Source organism: Pseudomonas sp. GD04091 (assembly GCF_029836165.1).
Lineage (GTDB): Bacteria > Pseudomonadota > Gammaproteobacteria > Pseudomonadales > Pseudomonadaceae > Aquipseudomonas.
In genome coordinates this window covers 19293-41086 of the sequence record NZ_JAOEBG010000006.1, presented here as the reverse complement: position 1 = coordinate 41086, position 21794 = coordinate 19293, and the positions used below count along the sequence as shown (strand labels likewise).

General features: G+C 66.4%; 18 protein-coding genes. 8 read left to right on the top strand and 10 right to left on the bottom strand.

The genetic code is table 11. The features are described from left to right. Positions 1-50: 50 nt before the first annotated feature. Genes N7422_RS09780 through N7422_RS09770 form a run of 3 tightly spaced genes read right to left on the bottom strand, consistent with a single transcriptional unit; the run spans position 51 to position 5177 of the window. Entirely contained in the window at positions 51-2435 is a 2385-nt protein-coding gene (locus N7422_RS09780; RefSeq protein WP_279806331.1) for a response regulator, read from the bottom strand. Between the two features lie 11 nt (positions 2436-2446). Continuing rightward, positions 2447-2908 carry a response regulator gene (locus N7422_RS09775; RefSeq protein WP_279806330.1) on the bottom strand — a complete coding sequence of 154 codons (462 nt, stop codon included), beginning with the start codon at positions 2906-2908 and terminating at the stop codon, positions 2447-2449. A 16-nt stretch (positions 2909-2924) separates the two neighbouring features. Beyond that, positions 2925-5177, bottom strand: a complete 2253-nt coding sequence (locus N7422_RS09770) for an ATP-binding protein (protein ID WP_279806329.1) — start codon at positions 5175-5177, stop codon at positions 2925-2927. Between the two features lie 270 nt (positions 5178-5447). Here N7422_RS09770 and N7422_RS09765 point away from each other — a divergent pair, with 270 nt between their 5' ends. The 7 genes from N7422_RS09765 (at position 5448) to N7422_RS09735 (ending at position 11769) form a co-directional block, all read left to right on the top strand. Next, the gene (locus N7422_RS09765; protein ID WP_279806328.1) at positions 5448-5975 is read left to right on the top strand and encodes a spore coat U domain-containing protein; all 528 of its coding nucleotides are present in this window, start codon (positions 5448-5450) and stop codon (positions 5973-5975) included. A 23-nt stretch (positions 5976-5998) separates the two neighbouring features. Beyond that, the gene (locus N7422_RS09760) at positions 5999-6532 is read left to right on the top strand and encodes a spore coat U domain-containing protein (protein WP_279806538.1); all 534 of its coding nucleotides are present in this window, start codon (positions 5999-6001) and stop codon (positions 6530-6532) included. 17 nt (positions 6533-6549) lie between these two features. Then, positions 6550-7083 (top strand): spore coat U domain-containing protein, encoded by a 534-nt coding sequence (locus N7422_RS09755; RefSeq protein ID WP_279806327.1) that lies wholly within the window; start codon positions 6550-6552, stop codon positions 7081-7083. Positions 7084-7104: 21 nt separating this feature from the next. Then, positions 7105-7590: a spore coat U domain-containing protein gene (locus N7422_RS09750; RefSeq protein ID WP_279806537.1), complete on the top strand. Its 486-nt coding sequence runs from the start codon at positions 7105-7107 to the stop codon at positions 7588-7590. A 35-nt stretch (positions 7591-7625) separates the two neighbouring features. Next, entirely contained in the window at positions 7626-8402 is a 777-nt protein-coding gene (locus tag N7422_RS09745) for a molecular chaperone (protein ID WP_279806326.1), read from the top strand. Positions 8403-8470: 68 nt separating this feature from the next. Then, positions 8471-10804 carry a fimbria/pilus outer membrane usher protein gene (locus tag N7422_RS09740; RefSeq protein WP_279806536.1) on the top strand — a complete coding sequence of 778 codons (2334 nt, stop codon included), beginning with the start codon at positions 8471-8473 and terminating at the stop codon, positions 10802-10804. Beyond that, positions 10801-11769: a spore coat U domain-containing protein gene (locus N7422_RS09735; RefSeq protein WP_279806325.1), complete on the top strand. Its 969-nt coding sequence runs from the start codon at positions 10801-10803 to the stop codon at positions 11767-11769. The genes N7422_RS09740 and N7422_RS09735 overlap by 4 nt, the downstream gene beginning before the upstream one ends. A gap of 160 nt (positions 11770-11929) precedes the next feature. Here the strand turns inward: N7422_RS09735 and N7422_RS09730 are convergent, their stop codons facing one another. The 3 genes from N7422_RS09730 to N7422_RS09720 all read right to left on the bottom strand — a co-directional run bounded on the left by N7422_RS09730 (position 11930) and on the right by N7422_RS09720 (position 15168). Next, entirely contained in the window at positions 11930-13078 is a 1149-nt protein-coding gene (locus N7422_RS09730; protein ID WP_279806324.1) for a M14-type cytosolic carboxypeptidase, read from the bottom strand. Between the two features lie 222 nt (positions 13079-13300). Next, complete coding sequence (locus tag N7422_RS09725) at positions 13301-13816, bottom strand: DUF4880 domain-containing protein (protein ID WP_279806323.1); 516 nt, start codon at positions 13814-13816, stop codon at positions 13301-13303. A gap of 1037 nt (positions 13817-14853) precedes the next feature. Continuing rightward, the gene (locus N7422_RS09720; RefSeq protein WP_279806322.1) at positions 14854-15168 is read right to left on the bottom strand and encodes a hypothetical protein; all 315 of its coding nucleotides are present in this window, start codon (positions 15166-15168) and stop codon (positions 14854-14856) included. Positions 15169-15297: 129 nt separating this feature from the next. Between N7422_RS09720 and N7422_RS09715 the strand changes: the two genes are divergently transcribed. Beyond that, positions 15298-15954, top strand: a complete 657-nt coding sequence (locus tag N7422_RS09715; protein ID WP_279806321.1) for a S24 family peptidase — start codon at positions 15298-15300, stop codon at positions 15952-15954. A gap of 133 nt (positions 15955-16087) precedes the next feature. On the opposite strand, the gene N7422_RS09710 is transcribed toward N7422_RS09715, so the two are convergent. The 4 genes from N7422_RS09710 to N7422_RS09695 are packed head-to-tail and all read right to left on the bottom strand — an operon-like array spanning position 16088 to position 21643. Next, positions 16088-18043 (bottom strand): acetyl/propionyl/methylcrotonyl-CoA carboxylase subunit alpha, encoded by a 1956-nt coding sequence (locus N7422_RS09710; RefSeq protein WP_279806320.1) that lies wholly within the window; start codon positions 18041-18043, stop codon positions 16088-16090. Next, a complete protein-coding gene (locus N7422_RS09705; protein ID WP_279806319.1) occupies positions 18040-18849 on the bottom strand; it encodes a gamma-carboxygeranoyl-CoA hydratase in 810 nt (269 codons plus the stop codon). The genes N7422_RS09710 and N7422_RS09705 overlap by 4 nt, the downstream gene beginning before the upstream one ends. Before the next feature lie 3 nt (positions 18850-18852). Further along, on the bottom strand, positions 18853-20460 hold the full coding sequence (locus N7422_RS09700) for a carboxyl transferase domain-containing protein (RefSeq protein WP_279806318.1): 1608 nt from the start codon (positions 20458-20460) through the stop codon (positions 18853-18855). Positions 20461-20479: 19 nt separating this feature from the next. Further along, positions 20480-21643, bottom strand: coding sequence for an isovaleryl-CoA dehydrogenase (locus tag N7422_RS09695; protein WP_279806317.1), 1164 nt, complete (start codon positions 21641-21643; stop codon positions 20480-20482). Positions 21644-21794: the final 151 nt, after the last annotated feature.

Below are 21794 nucleotides of genomic sequence, written 5' to 3'. Positions count from 1 at the left end.
CAAGCAACACCTTCCCCAAAATCGCCCGCAGGCGATTTTTTCGTTTCTGCCTACCTGTTTTCCAGTGCCTCGGCGAGCGCCTGGGCCAACGCCTGCTCGCTCACCGGTTTCTGGATCACCGGACAGCCGGGCAGCTCCAGGCCTTGCAACTGCGCATAGCCGGTGAGGAACACCACTGGCAGGTTCGGGAAGCGCTCGCGGGCCGCCAGGGCCAGCTGGGCACCATTGAATTCGGGCATGGCGAAGTCGGTGAGCAACACTTCCACGTGCTCGTCGAGCAAGGCCAAGGCCTGCTCGCTGCTGTGCGCCTGCCGCACCAGGTAACCCTGGCGGCGCAGGACGTCGCCAATCATCTCCCGCACCAGGTGGTCGTCATCCACCAGCAATACCTGACGGTCCGTGGCATGGCGTGCCAGCATCACGGGCTTGTCCGGCTCGGCGGGTACCAGCGACGCCGGCTGCTGCACCGCTGGCAGGTAGACGCTGACCTGGGTGCCGCGACCGGGCGCGGTATCGATGCGCACGCCGCCGCCGGATTGCTTGGCGAAGCCGAACACCTGGGCCAGGCCCAGGCCCGAACCCTTGCCGATATCCTTGGTGGTGAAGAACGGCTCGAAGACCTTGGCCACCACTTCCTCGCTCATGCCGCAGCCGGTATCGCGAATCGACAGCACCACGTACTCGCCCGGCTCAGGGGCTTCCGGGCGGCGGGGGCGGGCGCTGACCCGGTTGTTGCGGGTGACCAGCGTCAGCTGGCCACCGTCGGGCATCGCGTCGCGGGCGTTGATCGCCAGGTTGAGGATGATCATCTCGGTCTGGGTCGGGTCGGTGAGTGCCTGCCAGAGATGGCCATCCAGGTCCAGCCGTACCGAGATGCTGCCGCCCAGGGTGCGCCGCAGCAGCTCCTCCAGGCCGGAGAGGGTGCGGTTGAGGTCTATCGCCACGGGTTCGAGACGTTGCTTGCGCGAGAAGGCCAACAACTGCGCGGTCAGCTTGGCACCGCGCTCGCCGGCCTCGCGGATGTGCTGGAGGCGGGTGTGGGCCTTGTCCAGCGAGCCCTTGTCCAGGTCGCGCTGGAGGAAGCTGGCACCGGTGAGGATCACCGTGAGCAGGTTGTTGAAGTCGTGCGCCACGCCTGCGGTCAGCTGGCCGACCGCCTCCAGCCGCTGCATCTGTTGCAGCGCGGCTTCGATGCGTTCGCGCTCGGCGATCTGCTCGCGCAGGCGCTCGTTGGCTTCAGCCAGGTCGAGCACGGCTTCACGTTCGCTGGAGATGTCGCGGGCGACCACGTACAGCAGGTTGTCGTCCGGGACCACCACCCAGGACAGCCAGCGCTGCTGCCCGCTGGCGTGCAGGATGCGACCGACGAAGCGAGCGCTGGTACGGCCCAGCGACAACGCGCCAAGCTCGGCGAGCAAGGACTCCTGGTCGGCCTCGGGCAGCAGTTGCAGCAGCGAGGTCTGGCTCAGCCGTTCGCGGGTGAAGCCCAGGCTGGCTTCCCAGGCCGGGTTCAAGGTGACCGGTGTCAGATCCTTGTTCAGCACCGCCAGCAGGTCCTGGGACAGCTCCCAGGCCCGGTCGCGTTCACGGGTGCGCCGCTCGACCCGCTCCCCGAGCATTTCGTTGAGCTGTTCCAGCGCGCGAGTGGCCTGGCGCTGTTGGTGGATATCCTGCAGTACGCCGGAAAAACGCACGCAGCGCTCGTCGACGAACTGGGTCTGGCCGGTGGAGAGCAGCCAGCGCGGTTCCAGGCCATCCGGCTGGGCGATACGGAACTCGGCGCGGTACAGGCCATCGCTGTCCGGCCGCATGGCCTGCTCGACGGCTTCGCGCACCCGTGGCAGGTCGTCCGGATAGATGCCGGCGTAGAACACCTCCAGGCTCATCTCGGTATCGGTGGGCAGGCCGAACAAGGTCTTGCAACGGTCATCCCAGATCAACAGGCCTTCCTGGGGGCGCAAGTCCCAGGTACCCATGCCCGCCGCGTCGATGGCGATGCGCGCACGGGCCTCGACGTCGGCCAGCGCCTCTTCGGCCCGGCGGCGGCGCTGGCGTTCGTGCACCTCGGTCAGCGCCCGGCGCACCGCCTTGGGCAACAGGGGCAGGTTCTTCTTCAGCACGTAGTCGGTGGCGCCGAGGCGGATCATTTCCACCGCATGCTCTTCGCCATAGATGCCGGAGAGGAAGATGAACGGTACGTCGGGCGCCAGGCGCTGGGCGATCGCCAGGACGTCGGTGCCCGACGAGCCCGGCAGCACGCAATCGCAGAGGATCAGGTCAAAGCTGGCCTCGCTCAGCGCGTGCTCGACGCCGACGTGGTCGAATACCAGGCGCGAGTGGACCTGCAGCCCGCTGCGCTCCAGGCCAAGCAGCGTCAGCTCGGCATCCATCGAGCTGTCTTCCACCAGTAGCAGCCTGAGTGGGGTGCCCTGCATCGTGGCCGGACTCAATTGTTGCCGCGCCGGTTCAGACGCAGGGAGCCCGGCGGTGGTTCGTTGAGCACCGCCCAGAACACCCCCAGGTCGGAGATGGCGGCCACGAATTCCTTGAATTCCACGGGCTTGACCACGTAGGCGTTGACGCCCAGCTCATAGGCGCGCAGCAGGTCCGGCTCTTCGCGCGAGGAGGTCAGCATCACCGTCGGGATGCTGCGCAGATCCGGGGTCTCGCGCACCTGCTTGAGCACTTCCAGGCCGTCGATCTTGGGTAGCTTGAGGTCCAGCAGCAGCACCGCGGGGTTGCCATCGTCACGCTCGGCATAGGTGTTGCGCCGCAGCAGGTAGTCCAGGGCTTCGGCACCGTCGCGCAGCACGATGACTTCATTGGCCAGCTGGCTGCGCTCCAGCGCAAGGAGGGTCAACTCCAGATCCCTGGGGTTGTCTTCGACCAGCAGAATGGGTTTGAGCATGATGGGTGCAGACGCCTCAGGAATGCGGTGAGTGATGGGGGAGGGTGAAGTGGAAGCTGGCGCCCTGGCCAACCTGGCCTTCGGCCCAGACCCGGCCCTCGTGACGCTCGATGATGCGGCGCACACTGGCCAGACCGATACCGGTGCCTTCGAACTCTTCCATGCGATGCAGGCGCTGGAACACCCCGAACAGCTTGTTGGCATAGGCCATGTCGAAGCCTACGCCGTTGTCGCGCACGTACACCTCGGTTTCCTGCGCATGCTGCACGGCGCCGACCTCGATGCGCGCGGGCGCGCGCCCACGGCTGTACTTGATGGCGTTGGCGATGAGGTTGTGCAGTGCCATGTTGATGAACGCCGGGTCCGCGATGACTTTGGGCAGCGGGGCGACCGACCAGACGATTTCGCGCCCTTGGTAGTCCGGCTCGAGCTCCTGGCGGATGGTGTCGACCAAGGCATTGAGGTCGACGTCCGACAGGCGCAGCGCCGAGCGCCCCATGTGTGAAAAGTTTAGAAGATTGTCCACCAGCGAGCCGGCGAAATGTGCCGCTTCATCGATGTGCGACAGGAAGCGCCGGCCGCGCTCGCTCAGGTGCTCGCCTTCGATCTCGGTGAGCAGCTCGGTGTAGCCGGCGATATGCCGCAGGGGCGCGCGCAGGTCATGGGAGACGCTGTAGGAGAAGGCTTCGAGCTCTTTGTTGGAGCGCTTGAGCTCGCCGGCCAGCTGCGCGAGTTCCTCGGCCTTGCGCAGGACGATGCCCAGCACGGCAGTGCGCAGCTCCAGCACGCCATCGATGATCAGTGGATCCCACGGCGCGCTGAAGCCACGGACTTCCTCCTGCCAGCGGTCGAAGCTGTGGCGTGGGCTGAGGTGCCCCTGAGGGCTGATCGCCTTGTCGGGTCGTCCCGCCCAGTTGACCTGGCGCGCCTGTTCGGGGCGGAACCACACCAGGTAGTGCGAGTGGATCTGGGAGATGGCCACGGCCAGCACGCCGCCGACATGGCTGGCCAGCTCCGGCAGTTCATCGATGTCCCGCCCCACGTTGTCGGTATGGAACACCGCGTCCTCGCCGCGTTGCCCCAGCCAGTGCACCAGGGCGTTGACCTGGGCCGCGGAGGGCGTGTCGCCGATCAGGTCGCAGCGCTCGGCACTGATGATGGCGGCGCCGCTGGCGCCGGCGAAGGCCAGCAGCACCTGCGGCAGTTCGAGCAGGCCGTCGCTGACGCTGTCGTGGTCGGCCATCGACGCCAGCATGCGCACGATGCGCTCGCGCAGTTCGAGCAGGGTGCGGGTGCGGTCGTGGGATTCGCGCGATTCGATCTGCAGCGACAGCATGCTGGCCAGCAGCTCGCAGGCCGTGCGGGTCTGGAAGTCCACCGGACGCGGTTGATCGTGGTGGCACGACACCAGGCCCCACAGCGTGTCGTCGACCACGATGGACAACGACATGGAAGCCAGCGTGCCCATGTTGCGCATGTACTGCAGATGCACCGGCGAGACGCTGCGCAGCGCGGCGAAGCTCATGTCCAGCGGCTTGCCGGTCAACGGATTGCGGGGCGGCAGCAGCGGCGAGGGCTGGTAGTCGGCATCCTCGATCAGGCGGATGCGATTGATCCGGTACAGCTCCCGGGCCTGGCGCGGGATGTCGGCTGCCGGAAAGCTCAGGCCCAGGTAGCTCGGGTAGCCAGGGTCGGCCATTTCGGCGAGCACGGTGCCGTTGCCCTCGGCGTCGAAGCTGTAGGCCTTGACCCGGCCGAAGCCGGTGATGCGCTTGATCTGCCGCACCGACTGCTGCAGCAGCTCCTCGATACTGGTGGCCTGGTGCAGGGTGCTGACGAACGCGCGCACCAGCGGATAGTAGTCGCCCTGGTATGGGCTCGCGGCGCCTTTCTGGCAGGGTTCGAACTCGAGGATCAGTACCTGGTCATGGCGATGGGCGAGTACTCGCAACATCTGTTGCCAAGGCGCGCCCTGGCGCAGCCGGACATCGCCGATATGGAACGGAAAGACATCCCCTTGCGGCAGGTAGTCCAGTTGGCCGGGCAAGTCGAAGTCTGCGCTGACCAGTTCCGGGAAGGGCTGCCCCAGCAGCTCGCTTGCCGGCATGCCGAACCAGCGCTCGACGTTCTCGCTGGCCTGCAGCACGCGCAAGGTCGTTTCGTCCAGGGCCAGCAGGAAGCCCTGGGGCTGGATGCTGCCCGGAACCTGGATCGGCTCCTGGGCACAGCGCTCGATCGCCTGGTCGAGCGGGGTCGCTGAATCGCTCAAGAGGGAAGCTCCGGTCGGGGCCTTCCATGCACGGGGTATGCGGTCGGCACAGGGTGTTTTGTCGTGCACGGTAACAGAAGGCCGGTGAGTTTGCCGGCATATGGCCATTTAGAGAGGGCAGCGGATGAAGGGTTTCATCAAGGTGCGAGGAAATTTCCCACCATCGATCAGCCATTTTCATTAATGCCAAAGAGGGGTAGGCCGACAGCTGTGCGGATCCAATCCCGCTGCTACGCTCAAACTCAACCTTTGTAGACAAGGATCGACAGGGTGACGGAACGCGTGGTTGCCGCGCTTTTGGGGCTGTGCTTGAGTGGCGGCGCCCTGGCGGCGGACTTTCTCGTCGAGGTGCAGGTTCGCGTGCAGCGCGGTTGCATGCTGGTCAACCAGCAGCGCGATGCCGGCCCGCAAGCGTTGGGGCGTATCGACCTCGGCGTCGTGGCGCGCCTCGATGGCCCGGGTGCGCCATTGAGCGGTGTGTTGCTCGCCCAGCGCCCGCCACGCCTGGAGTGCAACCCCGACACCCCGTACCAGGTGCGAGTCGATGGTGGGCAGCATGGCGGTGTCGGCGAGTTGCGCTACCTCGCCAGCCTCGATGCCAGGGACCGGCCGATTCCCTATCGGCTCTATCGCGACGCGGCCTGGCGCGAGCCACTGGCGGTGGACGTGGCGCAATCGGCACGGGTGCCCGACAGTGGCTCGGTGACGCTGCCCTTGTATGCACGGATCGACAAGCTGGCCTGGGTTCCTCGTACCGGGCTGTACACCGACCTGCTCAAAGTCACGGTCACCTGGTAGCGAGAGGCATGCCCATGGACGCGCTGCACCGTACTTCGATCCTGCTGCTCACCCTCGGCCCGCTGCTGTTGCCCAGCGGCGCGGCCCATGGCACCAGCACCGGCTTCATCCAGGCGCGCCTGGTGATCAACGCCGCCTGCCAGATCAGCAGCGACCAGCAGCCAGCCACCCTCGGCAACCCGGGCCTGATGGACTTCGGCGCGCGCGGGCCAAGCTGGGACCAGCCGCTGACCAGCCGGGTCGACGAGGCCGGCGGTGAAGGCAGCCTGCAGATCAGCTGCACGCCACAGGTGCGAGCCTTCAGCGTGCGCATCAACGGTGGCCAGCATGGCAGCGATGGCGTACGCCGTCTGAGCAACGGCCGTGAACTGATTCCCTACCAGCTGGCCATCGACCCAGGCGGCAACAGCCGCTACGGCATCGGCCAGGCCCGTACCTTCACCATCAGCAGCACCCAGCAAGTGCCCGTGCCCATCTACGGCGTGGTGGTCGCGCAACCGCGCGCGCTGCCGGCCGGGCTGTATCGCGACACCCTCAGGGTGACCCTGGACTGGTAACACGCAAGGAGACTCCGATGCCCAAGCACCTCACCCGCTGCATCTTCGCCGGCCTTGGCCTGGCCCTGGCTGCCCAGGCCCAGGCCGCCACCGTGACCGGCACCATCAGCTCGACCCTGACGCTGACCGCCGCCTGCCAGGTCAACGGCAGCGGCGGTACGTCCGGGCTGAACTTCGGCAGCCTCAACTTCGGCACCCAGGATTCGCTGTTCACCACCGCCAACGGCCAGGTGCTCGGCGGCGGTGGCGGGGCCATGAGCATTCTCTGCTCGGCAGGCACGGTGCCGACGATCAAGGTGCGTGCCGGAGCCCATGACTCGCAGTCCGCCGGGGGGACCCGGGCCCTGGCCGATGGCTCGGGCAATTTCGTGCCCTACGACTTCTACACCGACGCCGGGCACACTCAGCTGCTGGCGATCGATGGCACCATCACGCTGCCGACCAGCACCGGCGTGGCCCAGACCGTCAACCTGTATGGCCAGGCCCGCGGCAAGGCCGGCCTGCCGGCGGGGGTGTATACCGACACGGTGGCGGTCGAGCTGAGCTTCTGAGCCGTGTCCGGCGCGGCGCGTCTGCTGCTCGCCGGCCTGTGCCTGGTACTGGTGCAAGGCGCGCACGCGGTGACCACCAGCACCTTCCAGGTCACCGCGCAGGTCGTCGCCGGATGCCTGGTGGTCGGCGGCGTGACGGCTTACGGGGTGCTGGACTTCGGCACCAGCTCGGCACTCTCGACGGCCACCCTCAGCACCTCGCTCGGCGGTACCACGGTGACTTTCCAGTGCACACCGGGCGTGGCCCTGAGCATGAGCCTGGACGGCGGCCAGAACAGCGCCAGCGGCACGCGCAACCTCAAGCGCTCGGGCGGCAGCCAGCTGCTCGCCTACCAGTTGTACCGCGACGCGGCGTTCAGTCAGGCCCTGGGCATCGGCAGCAGCGTGGCGGTGAGCTACAGCGACCCGACGGCGATCAAGCTGCCGGTCTATGGCCGTACCTCCCTGACCGGCACCCTGCCGGCCGGGACCTACACAGATGTCGTGCAAGTGACGGTGACCTGGTGAAAGGCCACCGCGGATAACGAAAGAAGGAGAGGGGCATGGGGGCAGGCGCGAAACGGGCGCGTGGGATCATCGGGCTGCTGCTGTTGGCCAGCGCACCGGCCTTCGCGGCCACTTCGGTGCTGATCTGGCCGATCGACCCGGTGCTGGAGGCCGACCAGAAGGCCGGCGCGCTGTGGCTGGAGAATCGCGGTACGGCGCCGACCAGCCTGCAGGTCCGGGTGTTCGCCTGGCGCCAGGGCGAATACCAGGAGCAGTTCCAGGCCCAGCGCGAGATCATCGGCAGCCCGCCGGTGGCCAACATTCCGCCGGGGCAGAAGCAGCTGATCCGCCTGACCCGCACCGCCAGCGCGCCGGTCGGCCAGGAGCAGGCCTACCGCATCATCATCGACGAGATTCCCTCGCCGCTGCCGACCGATGCCGCCAGTGAAGGGCCGAAAGCGGCGATCCGCCTGCAGATGCGCTACTCGGTGCCGCTGTTCGTCTACGGCGAAGGGTTGTGGGGCAAGCCCGACCCGGAGGGCAAGCGCAGTGCCGAAGGCGTGGGCAAACCGCAGTTGAGCTGGCGCGCGGTGACGGTGCAGGGCAAGCCCTACGTGGAGCTGCGCAACAGCGGGCCGGTGCATGCGCGCCTGACCGACGTGGTGCTGCAGCAGGGTGGGCAGGACCGGCCGCTGGTCGAGGGGCTGCTCGGTTACGTGCTGCCCGGCGCGAGCATGCGCTGGCCAGCGCCGGCCACGCCGGGCGCGGCCAGCGTGCTCAAGGGGCGGGTCAACGGCCAGGAGGTGGCACAGGCCATCAGGCAAGGGCAGTGACAGGGGCTTGAACGAATCACAGGGGCCAGGGAGGACCCGGTAATGGTTGGAAATCGTGTGTGAGCTGGGTGCGGGTGGCAACGCACCGGTTGTGGCTGGGCCTGGCGGTGCTGGGGCCCGGCCTGGGCGTGGCCGACGACCTGCCGCCGCCACCCTCGGAACATGCCGCCATCGCCGACGCCACGCTGTACCTCGACCTGTTGGTGAACCAGGTGGCCAAGGCTGAGTTGGTGCCGGTGCAGCAGCGCGCCGGGCGCCTGTACCTGGCCAGCGAGGTGTTGCGCGAGGCGGGCATCCAGCTGCCGGGCGGTCCCCAGGGCGAAGTGGCCCTGGACAATATCCCCGGCCTGCACAGCGACTACGACAGCCAGAACCAGCGCTTGCTGCTGCAGGTGCCGCCGGCCTGGCTGCCCGACCAGCAGGTCGGTGAGCGCAACCTGTACCCGGCCAGCGACGCGCGCAGCAGCTTCGGCGCCTTGCTCAACTACGACGCCTACCTCAACGACACCGACGAGGGCGGCAGCTACCTGGCCGCCTGGAACGAACTGCGCCTGTTCGACGACTGGGGCACCTTTTCCACCACCGGGCAGTGGCGCCAGTCGTTCAATGGCGCCCAGGCCCAGGGTCGCCAGGGTTTCCTGCGCTACGACACCACCTTTCGCTACACCGACGAGCAGCGCCTGCTCACCTACGAGGCGGGCGACCTGGTGACCGGCGCGCTGCCCTGGACCACCTCGGTGCGCGTGGGCGGCCTGCAACTGTCCCGCGACTTCGGCGCTCGTCCCGACCTGGTCACCTATCCGCTGCCGGCCTTTGCCGGCGAAGCCGCCGTGCCGACCTCGCTGGACCTGTTCATCAACGGCTACAAGAGCAGCAGCACCGAGCTGCAGCCGGGCCCCTACACCCTGACCAACGTGCCGTTCATCAACGGTGCCGGCGAAGCGGTGGTGGTGACCACCGATGCCCTCGGCCGGCAGGTGTCGACCACCTTGCCGTTCTATGTCACCAGCAGCCTGCTGGCCAAGGGGCTGTCGGACTTCTCGGTGGCCGCCGGCAGCCTGCGTCGCGACTACGCCGTGCGCGATTTCGCCTATGGTCCGGGCGTGGCTTCGGCGACCTTGCGCCACGGTGTGTCCGACTACTTCACCTTGGAAACCCATGCCGAGAGCGCCGAGTCGATGATGCTCGGCGGCCTGGGCGGCAACCTGCGCCTGGGTACCTACGGCGTGCTCAACGCGGCCATGACCCAGAGCCGCTTCGAGGGCGACAGCGGCCAGCAGGTGGCGCTGGGCTACCAGTACAACAGCCGGCGCATCGGCTTCAACTACCAGCGCGTGCAGCGCCATGGCGACTATGCCGACCTGTCGTTGGTCGACAGCCCCTTCACCCGCCTGAGCCAGCGCAGCGAGCAGGCCACCCTGAGCCTCAACCTGGACCACTACGGCAGCCTCGGCGCCGGCTACTTCGACGTGCGCGCCGGCGACGGCACGCGCACGCGGCTGATCAACCTGAGCTGGAGCAAGCCGCTGTGGCGCAACAGCAGCCTGTACCTGTCGGCCAACCGCGAGGTCGGCGACAGTCAGTGGGCGGTGCAGGCGCAACTGGTGATCCCCTTCGACCTGCGCGGCACCCTGGCCTTCAGCGCCGAGCGCAGCAAGGACGGCCAGGACCTGCAGCGGGTCAACTACAGCCAGGCGGTACCGGTGGGCGGCGGGGTGGGCTACAACCTCGGCTACGCCACCGGCGGCAATCGCGACGACTACCGCCAGGCCGACCTGACCTGGCGCCTGCAGTCGGTGCAGCTGCAGGTGGGCGCCTACGGCAGCAGCGGCGAGATGACCCGCTGGGCCGACGCCAGCGGCTCGCTGGTGCTGATGGACGCAGGCTTGTTCGCCGCCAACCGCATCGACGACGCCTTCGTGGTGGTCAGCACCAGCGGCTATGCCGACGTGCCGGTGCGCTACGAGAACCAGCAGATCGGCCGCACCGACCGCAACGGTCACCTGCTGGTGCCGTACAGCAGCGGCTACTACCGCGGCAAATACGAAATCGACCCGATGGACCTGCCCGCCGACGTGCTGGCGCCGCAAGTGGAGCAGCGCGTGGCCGTGCGCCGTGGCAGCGGCTATCTGCTGGAGTTCCCGCTCAAGCGTGTGCTGGCGGCGAGCCTGGTTCTGGTCGACGGTGATCAGCAGGAACTCAAGCTGGGCAGTCGGGTGCGCCACCAGGAAAGCGGTGGCGAGGCGGTGGTGGGTTGGGATGGGTTGGTCTACCTGGAGAACCTGGCACCGCACAACCGCCTGCAGGTGGACAAGGCCGATGGCGGACAGTGCCAGGTGACCTTCGACCTGCCTGAAGGGCAGGGCCCGATTCCGCTGATCGGCCCGTTGGTGTGCCGATGAACCGGCTGGCCAGCGGTTGTCTGGCGGGGCTGCTGTCGCTGCCAGGGCCGGCCTGGGCGTTGTGCTCGGCGGTGGCCACCGCGCCGGCGGCGTTCGGATCGGTCAACTCGACGCTGGTGCGCACCACGGTGCAGAGCGCTTCGAGCACCAACGCCGGCCTGCAGTGCACCGGTTCGCTGTTGTCGTTGCTGGTCAACAGCGACCATTTCTACGCCACCATCACCTCGTCCAATAGCGGGTTGGTGGGGCCGACCGGCGATGTGATCCCCTATACGATCTACGCCAACAACACCACCAGCTATCCAATCAGCCGTGGCGTGCAGTTCGACTTTGCCCGCAATGGCATCATCGATGCGCTGGGCCTGCTTAACGGCACCACGCCCAAGACCGTGCCGCTGTACCTGAAGACCGTGGTCGGCGCCAACGTCGCCGCTGGCCTGTACCAGGAAACCCTGAATATCGCCTGGAGCTGGAACTATTGCTCGGGCATCGGCATCGGCAACATCTGCCTGGGGCGTGATATCGGTAGCGGCAACCAGACCCTGCTGGTCAGTCTCACGGTGACCAACGACTGCCAGATCACCACGCCCAACATCAGTTTCGCCAGCGCGCCGGTGGTGGCCGGGTTCGGCACGGTTAGCCAAAGCCTGAGCGTGTCGTGTACCAAGGGCAGCAGCTACACGGTGGGGCTGGACGACGGGCAGAACGTCTCGGGCGGGCGCCGACGGATGAAGTCCAGCGCCAACAACTACCTGGCCTACGACATCTTCAAGAGTGCCGGCGTGGTGCGCTGGGGCTCGGTGGGCGCGGCGCGGCGCTCGAGCGGCGATGCCGAGGTGAATCCTGGGGCGGGGACCGGGACGGGGAGCCAGGTGTTCAACTACAACGCCAAGGTGTACACCGACCAGGCGACGCCACCGGCGGCGACCTATACCGACAGTGTGATTCTGGATGTGCAGTTCTGAGTAATCTCACCTGCAGTGCGCAATCCTAGTGTAGGAGCGGCCTTGTGTCGCGAAAGGGCTGCGGAGCAGCCCCAGGATCTCAGCGTCGCGGCAGATATTGCCGGGGCTGCTATGCAGCCCTTTCGCGACACAAGGCCGCTCCTACACGGGATCGTGTTGCTCAGCGCAGATCGCCGACCATCTTCAGCAATGTCTCCAGCACCGCCCCAGCCAGCGCCTTCGAGCGCTCGCCCGACCAGCCGGTACACGGATTCGGCGCATCGTCGTGGTCCTTGAACGGCATCTCCAGGGTCAGCGACAGGCAGTCATGGGCCTGGCCCACGGCATTGCAGGCCAGGGTCATGTTGGCCTTGCCCGGCTCGTCGCGGGTGTAGCCGTACTTCGTCTGGAAGTCCGGAGTCAGGCTGCACAGGGTGCTGCGGAACTGCTCTTCCAGCTTGGCAATGCGCGGCGTGTAGCCGGGGTTGCCCTCGCAGGCCGCGGTGAACACATGGGGAATTTCCTCGTCGCCATGGGCGTCGATGAATGCGTCCACTCCGTGCAGCTTCATCTGGCTCTGGGCGAAGAACACCTCGGGGCTCAGCTCGACACTGGCGTCCTGCCAGGCGCGGTTGAGGTCCTTGCCCTTGAAGTTGGTGCGCAGGTGGCCGAGGAAGGCGCCGTCCGGATTCATGTTGGGGATCAGGTACAGGTCAGCCTTGGCCAGCAGTTGCCGGATGACCGGGCCATTGGCTTGCAGGGCGTCGATCACACCTTCCATGAACCATTCGGCCATGTGCTCGCCCGGGTGCTGCTGGGCGATGATCCACAGCTTGCGCTTGGCGGCCGCGCCGTCGCCCGCGCGCAGCAGCGGAATATCCCGGCCTTGCACGCTGCGCCCGCTGGCCAGCAGTTCGACGCCAGGGATCTGCCGGGCACGTTCGATCAGTTGGTTGTGGCGGGCGCGAGGGTAGGGTTCGAAGTAGGCGAACCAGGCCTGTTCCTGTTCGGCCTTGAAGTCGAAACTCAGGGCCTTGCCGTCGAACTGGCTGGGCACGCGGAACCACGTCTGCTGGTCGTAGGACGCCACGGCGTGGTAGCCGGTCCAGGCGTTCTTGTAGGAAGACTCATGGGCGTTGTCCAGGCTGAAACGATGGACCTGGCCCGGGGTGAGGCCACTGACCTTGAAATGGAACCACTGGAAGTGCCCGCTGTGGGTGTCGGGGCGGATGTTCAGGTGGACGTGCGCAGGGTCGCTGGCGTCCTTGATCAGGATGTTGCCGGAGTCGAAATCGCAGTCGATGTGCAGCGGGGAGCGCGTCACGGTCATTGCCAGCCTCCTGTTGGCGTTGTTGTGACCGTACTCTACACCGCTTGGTGGTGGGGGTGCGTATGTTGATCGGGATTAACGTGTGTAGGAGCGGCCTAGTGTCGCGAAAGGGCTGCGCAGCAGCCCCAGTTTTTTATTGGCGATGCAGAAAGCCGGGGCCGCCTTGCGGCCCTTTCGCGACACAAGGCCGCTCCTACAGGGGTTGCGGCATGGCATGAGGTGTCAGGCCAGCAGGCCTAGCGCCACAAGGGCGGCAACGCCAAGCCCGATGGCAATCGAACAGCCACCCAACGACAGCGCCGCACGCCCTTGCCGGTACCAGCCGTCATGCCCGAGCTGCCGGGCCGGCGCGAGCAGGCTGCGCCAGCGCAGTTCGGTTTCGTGGAAGGCACGCAGGTGGTCGGGGTTTGCATCCAGCCAGCGGCGGAAGTCGATACGTTCGCTGGCGGTCACCTGCGGGCTTTGCAGGCGCACGTACCATTGCCCGGCGATGCTGGCCAGCGCGTCGCCGGGGGCGCGGGCGGTCTGCAGGGCCTGGTTCATGTGGCGCTCGATGCTGATCAGCGGCAGGTCCAGGCGCTCGGCGATGGCGGCGAAGCCCTGTTGGTCGAGGCGATTGAGCAGGAAGACTTGCTGGACCCGGCGCGGCAGGCGCTTGAGCGCATGCAGCAGCGCGTCCTCGCCATACTGTTCGGCGGTGCGCGGGTCGTGCTCGAGGGGCAGCAACAGGCGGGTCATGGACAGCTCCTTGCTCATTAAGGAAAGGGGTGGGGGCATCTTCCTTGATGCGGAGCCAGCTTAGGCTAAACGAGATTGATTCTCAAGTGCTGATTCCGCAAAGATTTGTAATGAGCGTTCACGTCCTGACACAGTTTTGCTATCATCGCCGCCATCAACGATCTTCATTAGCCTGAAGAGCCAAAAAAAATGACCCGGCAAAAAGCCGGGTCAAAAACCGTGATTAGCCTGATGAGGAGATAATCTGAGCGTCCGACCTGAGGACGTTGCAGGTTATCCAGCGGGTCTCGCGACCAGCTGAGTGCAATAATAATCGTTATCATTTGCCAGTCAAATGATTTTTCCGCGATCTGCTAAAAAAATCTTCCTGACGCACCCCTTGTCCCCGGCAATCGGGGCTTTTGCCGTTCGTCAGCTATCACGTTCTCCCTTCAAATCGATGCCTTTTCCCTGGCGTGGCACTGCTCCAGCAGGGCGCGGGCCATGTTGACTGTGTGCATACGCGTAAACACCCTCTTGTGAGGAAGCGGTGGATTTGGCACCTCGAAGCGCGGTCTTTGGCACCTTCAGGAAACATGCGGGGTAGAGACGATTCTGAGTGCCAAAGAGCCCGCTTAATAGGGTAAAAATGAGGAAAATCCTCGGTTTTCCGTAGCGCGCTTTTTGGCATCGATATCGGTCGTAACCTATTGATTTATAATTTATTTGTCTCGAGTGCCAAACGCAGCGCTGGTACCAAAGACGGCGTCGACTCACACTGACGCACTCCTCGTCCTCGGCAATCGGGGCTTTTGTCGTTTGTCGACCACACGTTCTTTCTTCAGAGCCATCCCTTTCAAGGTTTTGCGATTTTTGGGATATGGCTGTTTCAACTCAAGATTGCCGGGGTCGCTTTGCGGCCCTTTCGCGACACAAGGCCGCTCCTACAGGGGGCGCGGTCTCCTGTAGGAGCGGCCTTGTGTCGCGAAAGGGCTGCAAAGCAGCCCCGGCAAATCCAAGCCGGACGCCAATTATCAACACCTTGAAAGGGCTGTCCTTCAGATCGATGCCTTTTCCGTGGCGTGGCACTGCTCCAGCAGGGCGCGGGCCATGTTGATCATGTGCATCAGCGCAAACACCACTTCCCGCGTCGTGCCCTGCAGATGGCTGCCGGTTTCCTGTGCCGTGGCGGCGGCGCAGCGCAGCAGGGCCATGGCGTGCTCGCTGGCCTGGGCGCTGCTCACACCTTCGCGCAGGGTCCAGAGCGTGCGCTCCAGGTCCGGGGTGCTGGGAGTGGGGTTGAGGTAGTAGTCGAGGGCGCGGCGGGCGGCCTCTTCGTCGAGATCTGTTTCTTCTTTTTTCGTATTGCTCATGACTGCACCTATGAAATCCGTTCCAGGACAATGAACGCTGATATTAGGTCAATATGTATTATTTTTAGCTGCTAAGATAATTCTAGATGTGTATTGATGCCGTTCATCCAGTCCGTATCGTTCTCAGCCATGGAAAACTGGATCGAATTTCTGTCGCGCTACCAGCGCGAGCACAGCCTCAAACAACACCAACTGGCCGAGCGCCTGGGCATGACCCAAGGCGGTGTCGGCCATTGGCTGCGCGGCACGCGCAGGCCGACCCTGGCAACCGTCAACGAAAAACTGGAAAAGCTCGGGCTGGTGTACCTGGAAGCGCGGGTGATGGTGGTCGAGCGCGACAGCATGGCGCGCGAGAGCAGGGGGGTGTACGCGGTGGACCGGCCGCTTTCGGTCAATGCCCTGCGCCATGCGAGTTTTCGCTTTCCCGTACTGAGCTGGGCCGACCTGAGCGGGCCCTTGCCCGAGTCAAGTGAGATCCACGAGCTGACCGACTACATGCCGGCGGGGAACGCCTTCTGGTTGCCGGTCGAGAATGATTCGATGAATGCCGCCAGCGGCAGGAGCGTGCCGCTGGGCATGCGGGTGTTGGTGGATGCGGGGATCGAGGTGGCGCCGGGCAGGTTGGTCGTTGCTCGCCAGCCAGGTCGGCCGGCAGTCCTGCGCGAGTTGATCGAGGAGGGCGGACAGCAGATGCTCAGGCCGCTCAATACCTTGTATCCGACGGTGTTGTGCGAGGAAGGGTGCGAGTTTCTTGGTGTCGTGGTGCGGATGCACGGGGTGCTCTAGATTCGCGCGCAGAGCGCGTTGGGGCTGCGAGGTGCCAGGCGGTAGCCTTGCAGCGCTCTTGAGATCGAGCGCCGCGCGGGCGGCGCTCGATCTCATAGGCGAAACAACCCTTTCGGCGAACACATTGCCGCCGTTACGCTCCCTCCAACTCCACCAGCACTGTCCCCTCGCTGACCATATCCCCCTCCTGACAGAACAGCGCCTTCACCGTCCCATCATGGGGCGCCCGAATGCTGTGCTCCATCTTCATCGCCTCCAGCACCACCAGCGCAGTACCGGCCTCGACCACCTGCCCCGGTTCCACCAGCACCCGCACGATACTGCCGTTCATCGGCGCACCCAGCCCCCCTTGGTGACTATGGCTGGCCTCGGCCGCCGCGATCGGGTCATGAACACTGACGGCGTGCAACTCACCCTGCCACTGCAGGTACAGCGTGCCACCCCGACGCACCGCCAGGTGACGACGGCGCAGGCCGTCCTGGTCATGACACAGCTGCTCCCCCTCCAGGCGATAACTCGAAGGCGCGCTGCGCTCCAGCGCCATCGCCTGCTCATGCCCGTCGCACTGCAAGTGCAGGCTGCTGCGCGCCGGCAAGCCCAGGCGCAGGCCATCGCGAGCCGCCCACGGTGAAGCGCGGTCGTCCTGGCGCTGCGAAGCAGGTTCGCTTTGCAACCACGCCTCGGCGGCGGCCTCCCAGAAATGGGCCGACAAAGCCTGGGGCGCAGGCAGCAACACATCCTGGTGACGCGGGATGAACCCGGTGTCCAGTTCCGCCTCGGCAAACGCCGGGTGCGCAAGGATGCGCCGCAGGAAGGCGATATTGGTCTTCAGCCCGCCAATGGCGAACTCATCGAGCATCGCCAGCAACCGCAGGCGCGCCTGCTCGCGGTCCTGGCCCCAGGCAATCAGCTTGCCCAGCATCGGGTCATAGAACGGCGACACCACATCGCCCTCGCTGACGCCACTGTCCACCCGACGGCCTTCGCCCGGTGCCGACTCGCGGTACAACGCCAGGGTGCCGGTGGCCGGCAGGAATTCGTTGGCCGGATCCTCGGCGTACAGCCGCACCTCGATGGCGTGGCCGATCAGCGGCACCTGCTCCTGGGTGATCGGCAGTGGTTCGCCGCAGGCCACGCGGATCTGCCAGGCCACCAGGTCGAGCCCGGTGATGGCCTCGGTGACCGGGTGCTCCACCTGCAGGCGGGTGTTCATCTCCATGAAGAAGAACTCGCCGCGGGCATCGAGCAGGAACTCGACGGTGCCGGCGCCCACGTAGCCGATGGCCTGGGCGGCGCGCACCGCGGCCTCGCCCATGGCCTTGCGCAGCTCCGGGGAGAGGCCCGGCGCCGGGGCTTCCTCGACCACCTTCTGGTGGCGACGCTGGATCGAGCAGTCACGCTCGTTGAGGTACAGGCAGTTGCCGTGCTGGTCGGCGAACACCTGGATCTCCACATGACGCGGCTTGAGCACGTACTTCTCGACCAGCATCCGCGCATCGCCGAACGACGACTGCGCCTCGCGTTGCGCCGAGGCCAGGGCGTCGGCCAGCTGGCTCTCGTCCTCGACCACTTTCATGCCCTTGCCGCCGCCGCCGGCGCTGGCCTTGAGCAGCACCGGGTAGCCGATGCGCTCGGCGGCGGCGCGGAAGGTCTCCAGATCCTGGGCCTCGCCGTGGTAGCCCGGCACCAGCGGCACGCCGGCGGACTCCATCAGCGCCTTGGCCGCCGACTTGCTGCCCATGGCGTCGATGGCGCTGGCCGGCGGGCCGAGGAAGATCAGCCCGGCCTGTTCGATGGCGCGGGCGAAACCGGCGTTCTCCGACAGGAAGCCATAGCCCGGGTGGATCGCCTGGGCGCCGCTGGCTTTGGCGGCGGCGAGCAGCTTGTCGATCACCAGGTAGCTTTCGGCGGCCTTGGTGCCGCCGAGGTCGACGCGGATGTCCGCTTCGCGGCTATGGCGCGCATCGCGGTCGGTGGTGCTGTGCACGGCCACGGTGGTCAGGCCCATGGCCTTGGCGGTGCGCATCACCCGGCAGGCGATTTCGCCGCGGTTGGCGACCAGCAGGGTGGTCAGCGTGGGTCGGCTCATGGGCGCGGCTCCTTGTTGTCTTGCCAGGCGGGGCGGCGTTTTTCCAGGAAGGCGCGCAGGCCTTCCTGGCCTTCGGCGCTGACGCGGATGCGGGCGATGGTGTTCTCGCAGTAGCGGCGCAGGGCCGGGCTCAGTTCGCCGGCGTCCACCTCGCGCAGCAGGTCCTTGGTGGCGCGCAGCGCCTGCGGGCTGTTCTGCAGCAGGTTGTCGACCCAGGCCTCGACCTGGGCGTCCAGCTCGGCGGCCGGGTATACCTCGGCCAGCAGGCCCAGGTCGCGGGCGCGCACGCCGCTGAAGCGCTCGGCGGTGAGGGCATAGCGGCGGGCAGCGCGCTCGCCGATGGCCTTGACCACGAATGGGCTGATCACCGCCGGGGCCAGGCCGATGCGCACTTCCGACAGGCACAGCTGCGCGTCCTCGGCGCCGATGGCCATGTCGCAGCAGCTGATCAGCCCCAGCGCGCCACCGAAAGCGGCGCCTTGCACCACGGCCAGGGTCGGCGTCTTGAGCCGGTGCAGGGCATACATCAGCTCGCCCAGCTCGTGGGCGTCGTCCAGGTTGGTGTTGAAGTCCAGTTGCGCCGACTGCTGCATCCACGCCAGGTCCGCGCCGGCGCTGAAGTGCCGGCCACGGCCGCGCAGCACCACGAAGCGCAGGCTGGCGACCTCGGCCAGGCGGTCGAGGGCGACGATCAGCTCGCGGATCATCTGCGCGTTGAAGGCGTTGTTCTTGTCTTCCCGGCTCAGCCACAGGGTGGCGAAGCCGCGAGGGTCCTTTTCCAGTTCGATAGTCGCGAAGTCGCTCATGGGTCACATCCGGAAAATGCCGAAGCGGCTCTGTTCGATCGGGGCGTTCAGCGCGGCGGACAGCGCCAGGCCGAGCACGTCGCGGGTCTGCGCCGGGTCGATGACGCCGTCGTCCCACAGCCGGGCGCTGGAGTAGTAGGGGTGGCCCTGGCGCTCGTACTGGTCGAGGATCGGCTGCTTGAGCTTCTTCTCGTCTTCGCTGCTGAACACTTCGCCGCTGCGCTCGCTCTGTTCGCGCTTGACCTGGGCCAGCACGCCGGCCGCCTGTTCGGCGCCCATCACGCCGATGCGGGCGTTGGGCCACATCCACAGGAAGCGCGGGTCGTAGGCGCGGCCGCACATGCCGTAGTTGCCGGCGCCGAAGCTGCCGCCGATGATCACCGTGAACTTCGGCACCTGGGCGCAGGCCACCGCGGTCACCAGCTTGGCGCCGTGCTTGGCGATGCCGCCTTCCTCGTACTTCTTGCCGACCATGAAGCCGGTGATGTTCTGCAGGAACAGCAGCGGGATGCCGCGCTGGCAGGCCAGCTCGATGAAGTGCGCGCCTTTTTGCGCGGCCTCGGCGAAGAGGATGCCGTTGTTGGCCAGGATCGCCACCGGGTAGCCGTGCAGGTGGGCGAAACCGCACACCAGGGTGGTGCCGAACAGCGCCTTGAACTCATCGAACACCGAGCCGTCGACCAGGCGGGCGATCACCTCGCGCACGTCGAACGGCTGCTTGGCGTCGGCCGGGACCACGCCGTACAGCTCTTCGGCGTTGTACAACGGCGCGACCGGCGCCTGGCATTGCAGCTTGCCCTGCTTGTGCCAGTTGAGGTTGGCGACGCTGCGCCGGGCAATCGCCAGGGCGTGCTCGTCGTTGTCTGCATAGTGGTCGGCCACACCGCTGGTGCGGCAGTGCACGTCGGCGCCGCCGAGGTCCTCTGCGCTGACCACTTCACCGGTCGCGGCTTTCACCAAAGGGGGGCCTGCGAGGAAGATGGTCGCCTGCTGGCGCACCATGATCGCTTCGTCGGCCATGGCCGGCACGTAGGCGCCGCCGGCGGTGCACGAGCCCATCACCACGGCGATCTGCGGTATCCCTAAGGCACTCATGTTGGCCTGGTTGAAGAAGATCCGCCCGAAGTGCTCGCGGTCGGGGAACACCTCGTCCTGGCGCGGCAGGTTGGCGCCGCCGGAGTCTACCAGGTAGATGCACGGCAGGCGGTTCTGCAGGGCGATGGTCTGGGCGCGCAGGTGCTTTTTCACCGTCAGCGGGTAGTAGGAGCCGCCTTTGACCGTGGCGTCGTTGGCCACGATCATGCACTCCACGCCTTCGACCCGGCCGATGCCGGCGATCACGCCGGCGGCCGGCACGTCTTCGCCGTACACCTCATGGGCGGCCAGCTGGCCGATCTCGAGGAACGCCGAGCCCGGGTCGAGCAGGCGGTCGATACGCTCGCGGGGCAGCAGCTTGCCCCGCGAGGTATGCCGCTCCTGGGCCTTCGGCCCGCCGCCCTGGGCGATGTGACCGAGCAGGCCGCGCAGGGCCTGGACCTGTTCGAGCATGGCCGCGCTGTTGCTGGCGAATTCCGCCGAACGCGGGTTGATCTGGGTATGCAAGGTAGCCATGGACGCCGGTTCCTTGTGCTCAGCGGGTTTCGTTGAACAGTTCGCGGCCGATCAGCATCCGGCGGATCTCGCTGGTGCCGGCGCCGATCTCGTACAGCTTGGCGTCGCGCAGCAGGCGCCCGGCCGGGAATTCGTTGATGTAGCCGTTGCCGCCGAGGATCTGGATCGCCTCCAGGGCCATCTGCGTGGCGCGCTCGGCGGTGTAGAGGATCACCCCGGCGGCGTCCTTGCGGGTGGTTTCGCTGCGGTCGCAGGCCTGGGCCACGGCGTACAGGTAGGCGCGGCTGGCGTTGAGCTGGGTGTACATGTCGGCGATCTTGCCCTGGATCAGCTGGAACTCGCCGATGCTCTGGCCGAACTGCTTGCGGTCGTGGATGTACGGCACCACCAGGTCCATGCAGCTCTGCATGATGCCGGTGGGGCCGCCGGCGAGCACCACGCGCTCGTAGTCCAGGCCGCTCATCAGCACGCGCACGCCGCCGTTGAGCTGGCCGAGGATGTTTTCTTCCGGTACTTCGACGTCATCGAAGAACAGCTCGCAGGTGTTGGAGCCGCGCATGCCGAGCTTGTCGAACTTGTTGCTGCGGGTGAAGCCTTTCCAGTCGCGCTCGACGATGAACGCGGTGATGCCGTGGGGGCCCTTGTCCAGGTCGGTCTTGGCGTAGATCACGTAGGTGTTGGCGTCGGGGCCGTTGGTGATCCAGGTCTTGCTGCCGTTGAGCACGTAGTGGTCGCCGCGTTTTTCGGCGCGCAGCTTCATCGACACCACGTCGGAGCCGGCGTTGGGCTCGCTCATGGCCAGGGCGCCGATGTGCTCGCCGCTGATCAGCTTGGGCAGGTACTTGAGCTTCTGCTCGTGGGTGCCGTTGCGGTTGATCTGGTTGACGCACAGGTTGGAGTGGGCGCCATAGGAGAGGGCCACCGAGGCCGAGGCGCGGCTGATCTCTTCCATCGACACCACGTGGGCCAGGTAGCCCAGGCCGGCGCCGCCGTATTCTTCCGGCACGGTGATGCCCAGCAGGCCCATGTCGCCGAACTTGCGCCACATGTCGGCGGGGAACAGGTTGTCGTGGTCGATCTGTGCGGCGCGTGGTGCCAGCTCGGCGGCGACGAAGGTGCGGACCTGGTCGCGGAGCATGTCGATGGTCTCGCCCAGGGCGAAGTTCAGGCTGGGGTAATGCATGGGGCACCTTCTTGTTCTTGAAATTCGAGGTACTGCACCGACCCTGTGGGAGCGGGCTTGCCCGCGATGCCCGTCAGAACGGCCAGCGATGTTGTCTGGTCCGGCCTCATCGCGGGCAAGCCCGCTCCCACAGAGTCGGTGCTCGTGGTTG

Coding starts and splice junctions, on each gene's coding strand:
- N7422_RS09710 (WP_279806320.1), bottom strand. CDS start 18,043: ATGAGCCGACCCACGCTGACCACCCTGCTGGTCGCCAACCGCGGCGAA.
- N7422_RS09780 (WP_279806331.1), bottom strand. CDS start 2,435: ATGCAGGGCACCCCACTCAGGCTGCTACTGGTGGAAGACAGCTCGATG.
- N7422_RS09730 (WP_279806324.1), bottom strand. CDS start 13,078: ATGACCGTGACGCGCTCCCCGCTGCACATCGACTGCGATTTCGACTCC.
- N7422_RS09695 (WP_279806317.1), bottom strand. CDS start 21,643: ATGCATTACCCCAGCCTGAACTTCGCCCTGGGCGAGACCATCGACATG.
- N7422_RS09705 (WP_279806319.1), bottom strand. CDS start 18,849: ATGAGCGACTTCGCGACTATCGAACTGGAAAAGGACCCTCGCGGCTTC.
- N7422_RS09715 (WP_279806321.1), top strand. CDS start 15,298: ATGGAAAACTGGATCGAATTTCTGTCGCGCTACCAGCGCGAGCACAGC.
- N7422_RS09735 (WP_279806325.1), top strand. CDS start 10,801: ATGAACCGGCTGGCCAGCGGTTGTCTGGCGGGGCTGCTGTCGCTGCCA.
- N7422_RS09700 (WP_279806318.1), bottom strand. CDS start 20,460: ATGGCTACCTTGCATACCCAGATCAACCCGCGTTCGGCGGAATTCGCC.
- N7422_RS09775 (WP_279806330.1), bottom strand. CDS start 2,908: ATGCTCAAACCCATTCTGCTGGTCGAAGACAACCCCAGGGATCTGGAG.
- N7422_RS09720 (WP_279806322.1), bottom strand. CDS start 15,168: ATGAGCAATACGAAAAAAGAAGAAACAGATCTCGACGAAGAGGCCGCC.
- N7422_RS09755 (WP_279806327.1), top strand. CDS start 6,550: ATGCCCAAGCACCTCACCCGCTGCATCTTCGCCGGCCTTGGCCTGGCC.
- N7422_RS09725 (WP_279806323.1), bottom strand. CDS start 13,816: ATGACCCGCCTGTTGCTGCCCCTCGAGCACGACCCGCGCACCGCCGAA.
- N7422_RS09745 (WP_279806326.1), top strand. CDS start 7,626: ATGGGGGCAGGCGCGAAACGGGCGCGTGGGATCATCGGGCTGCTGCTG.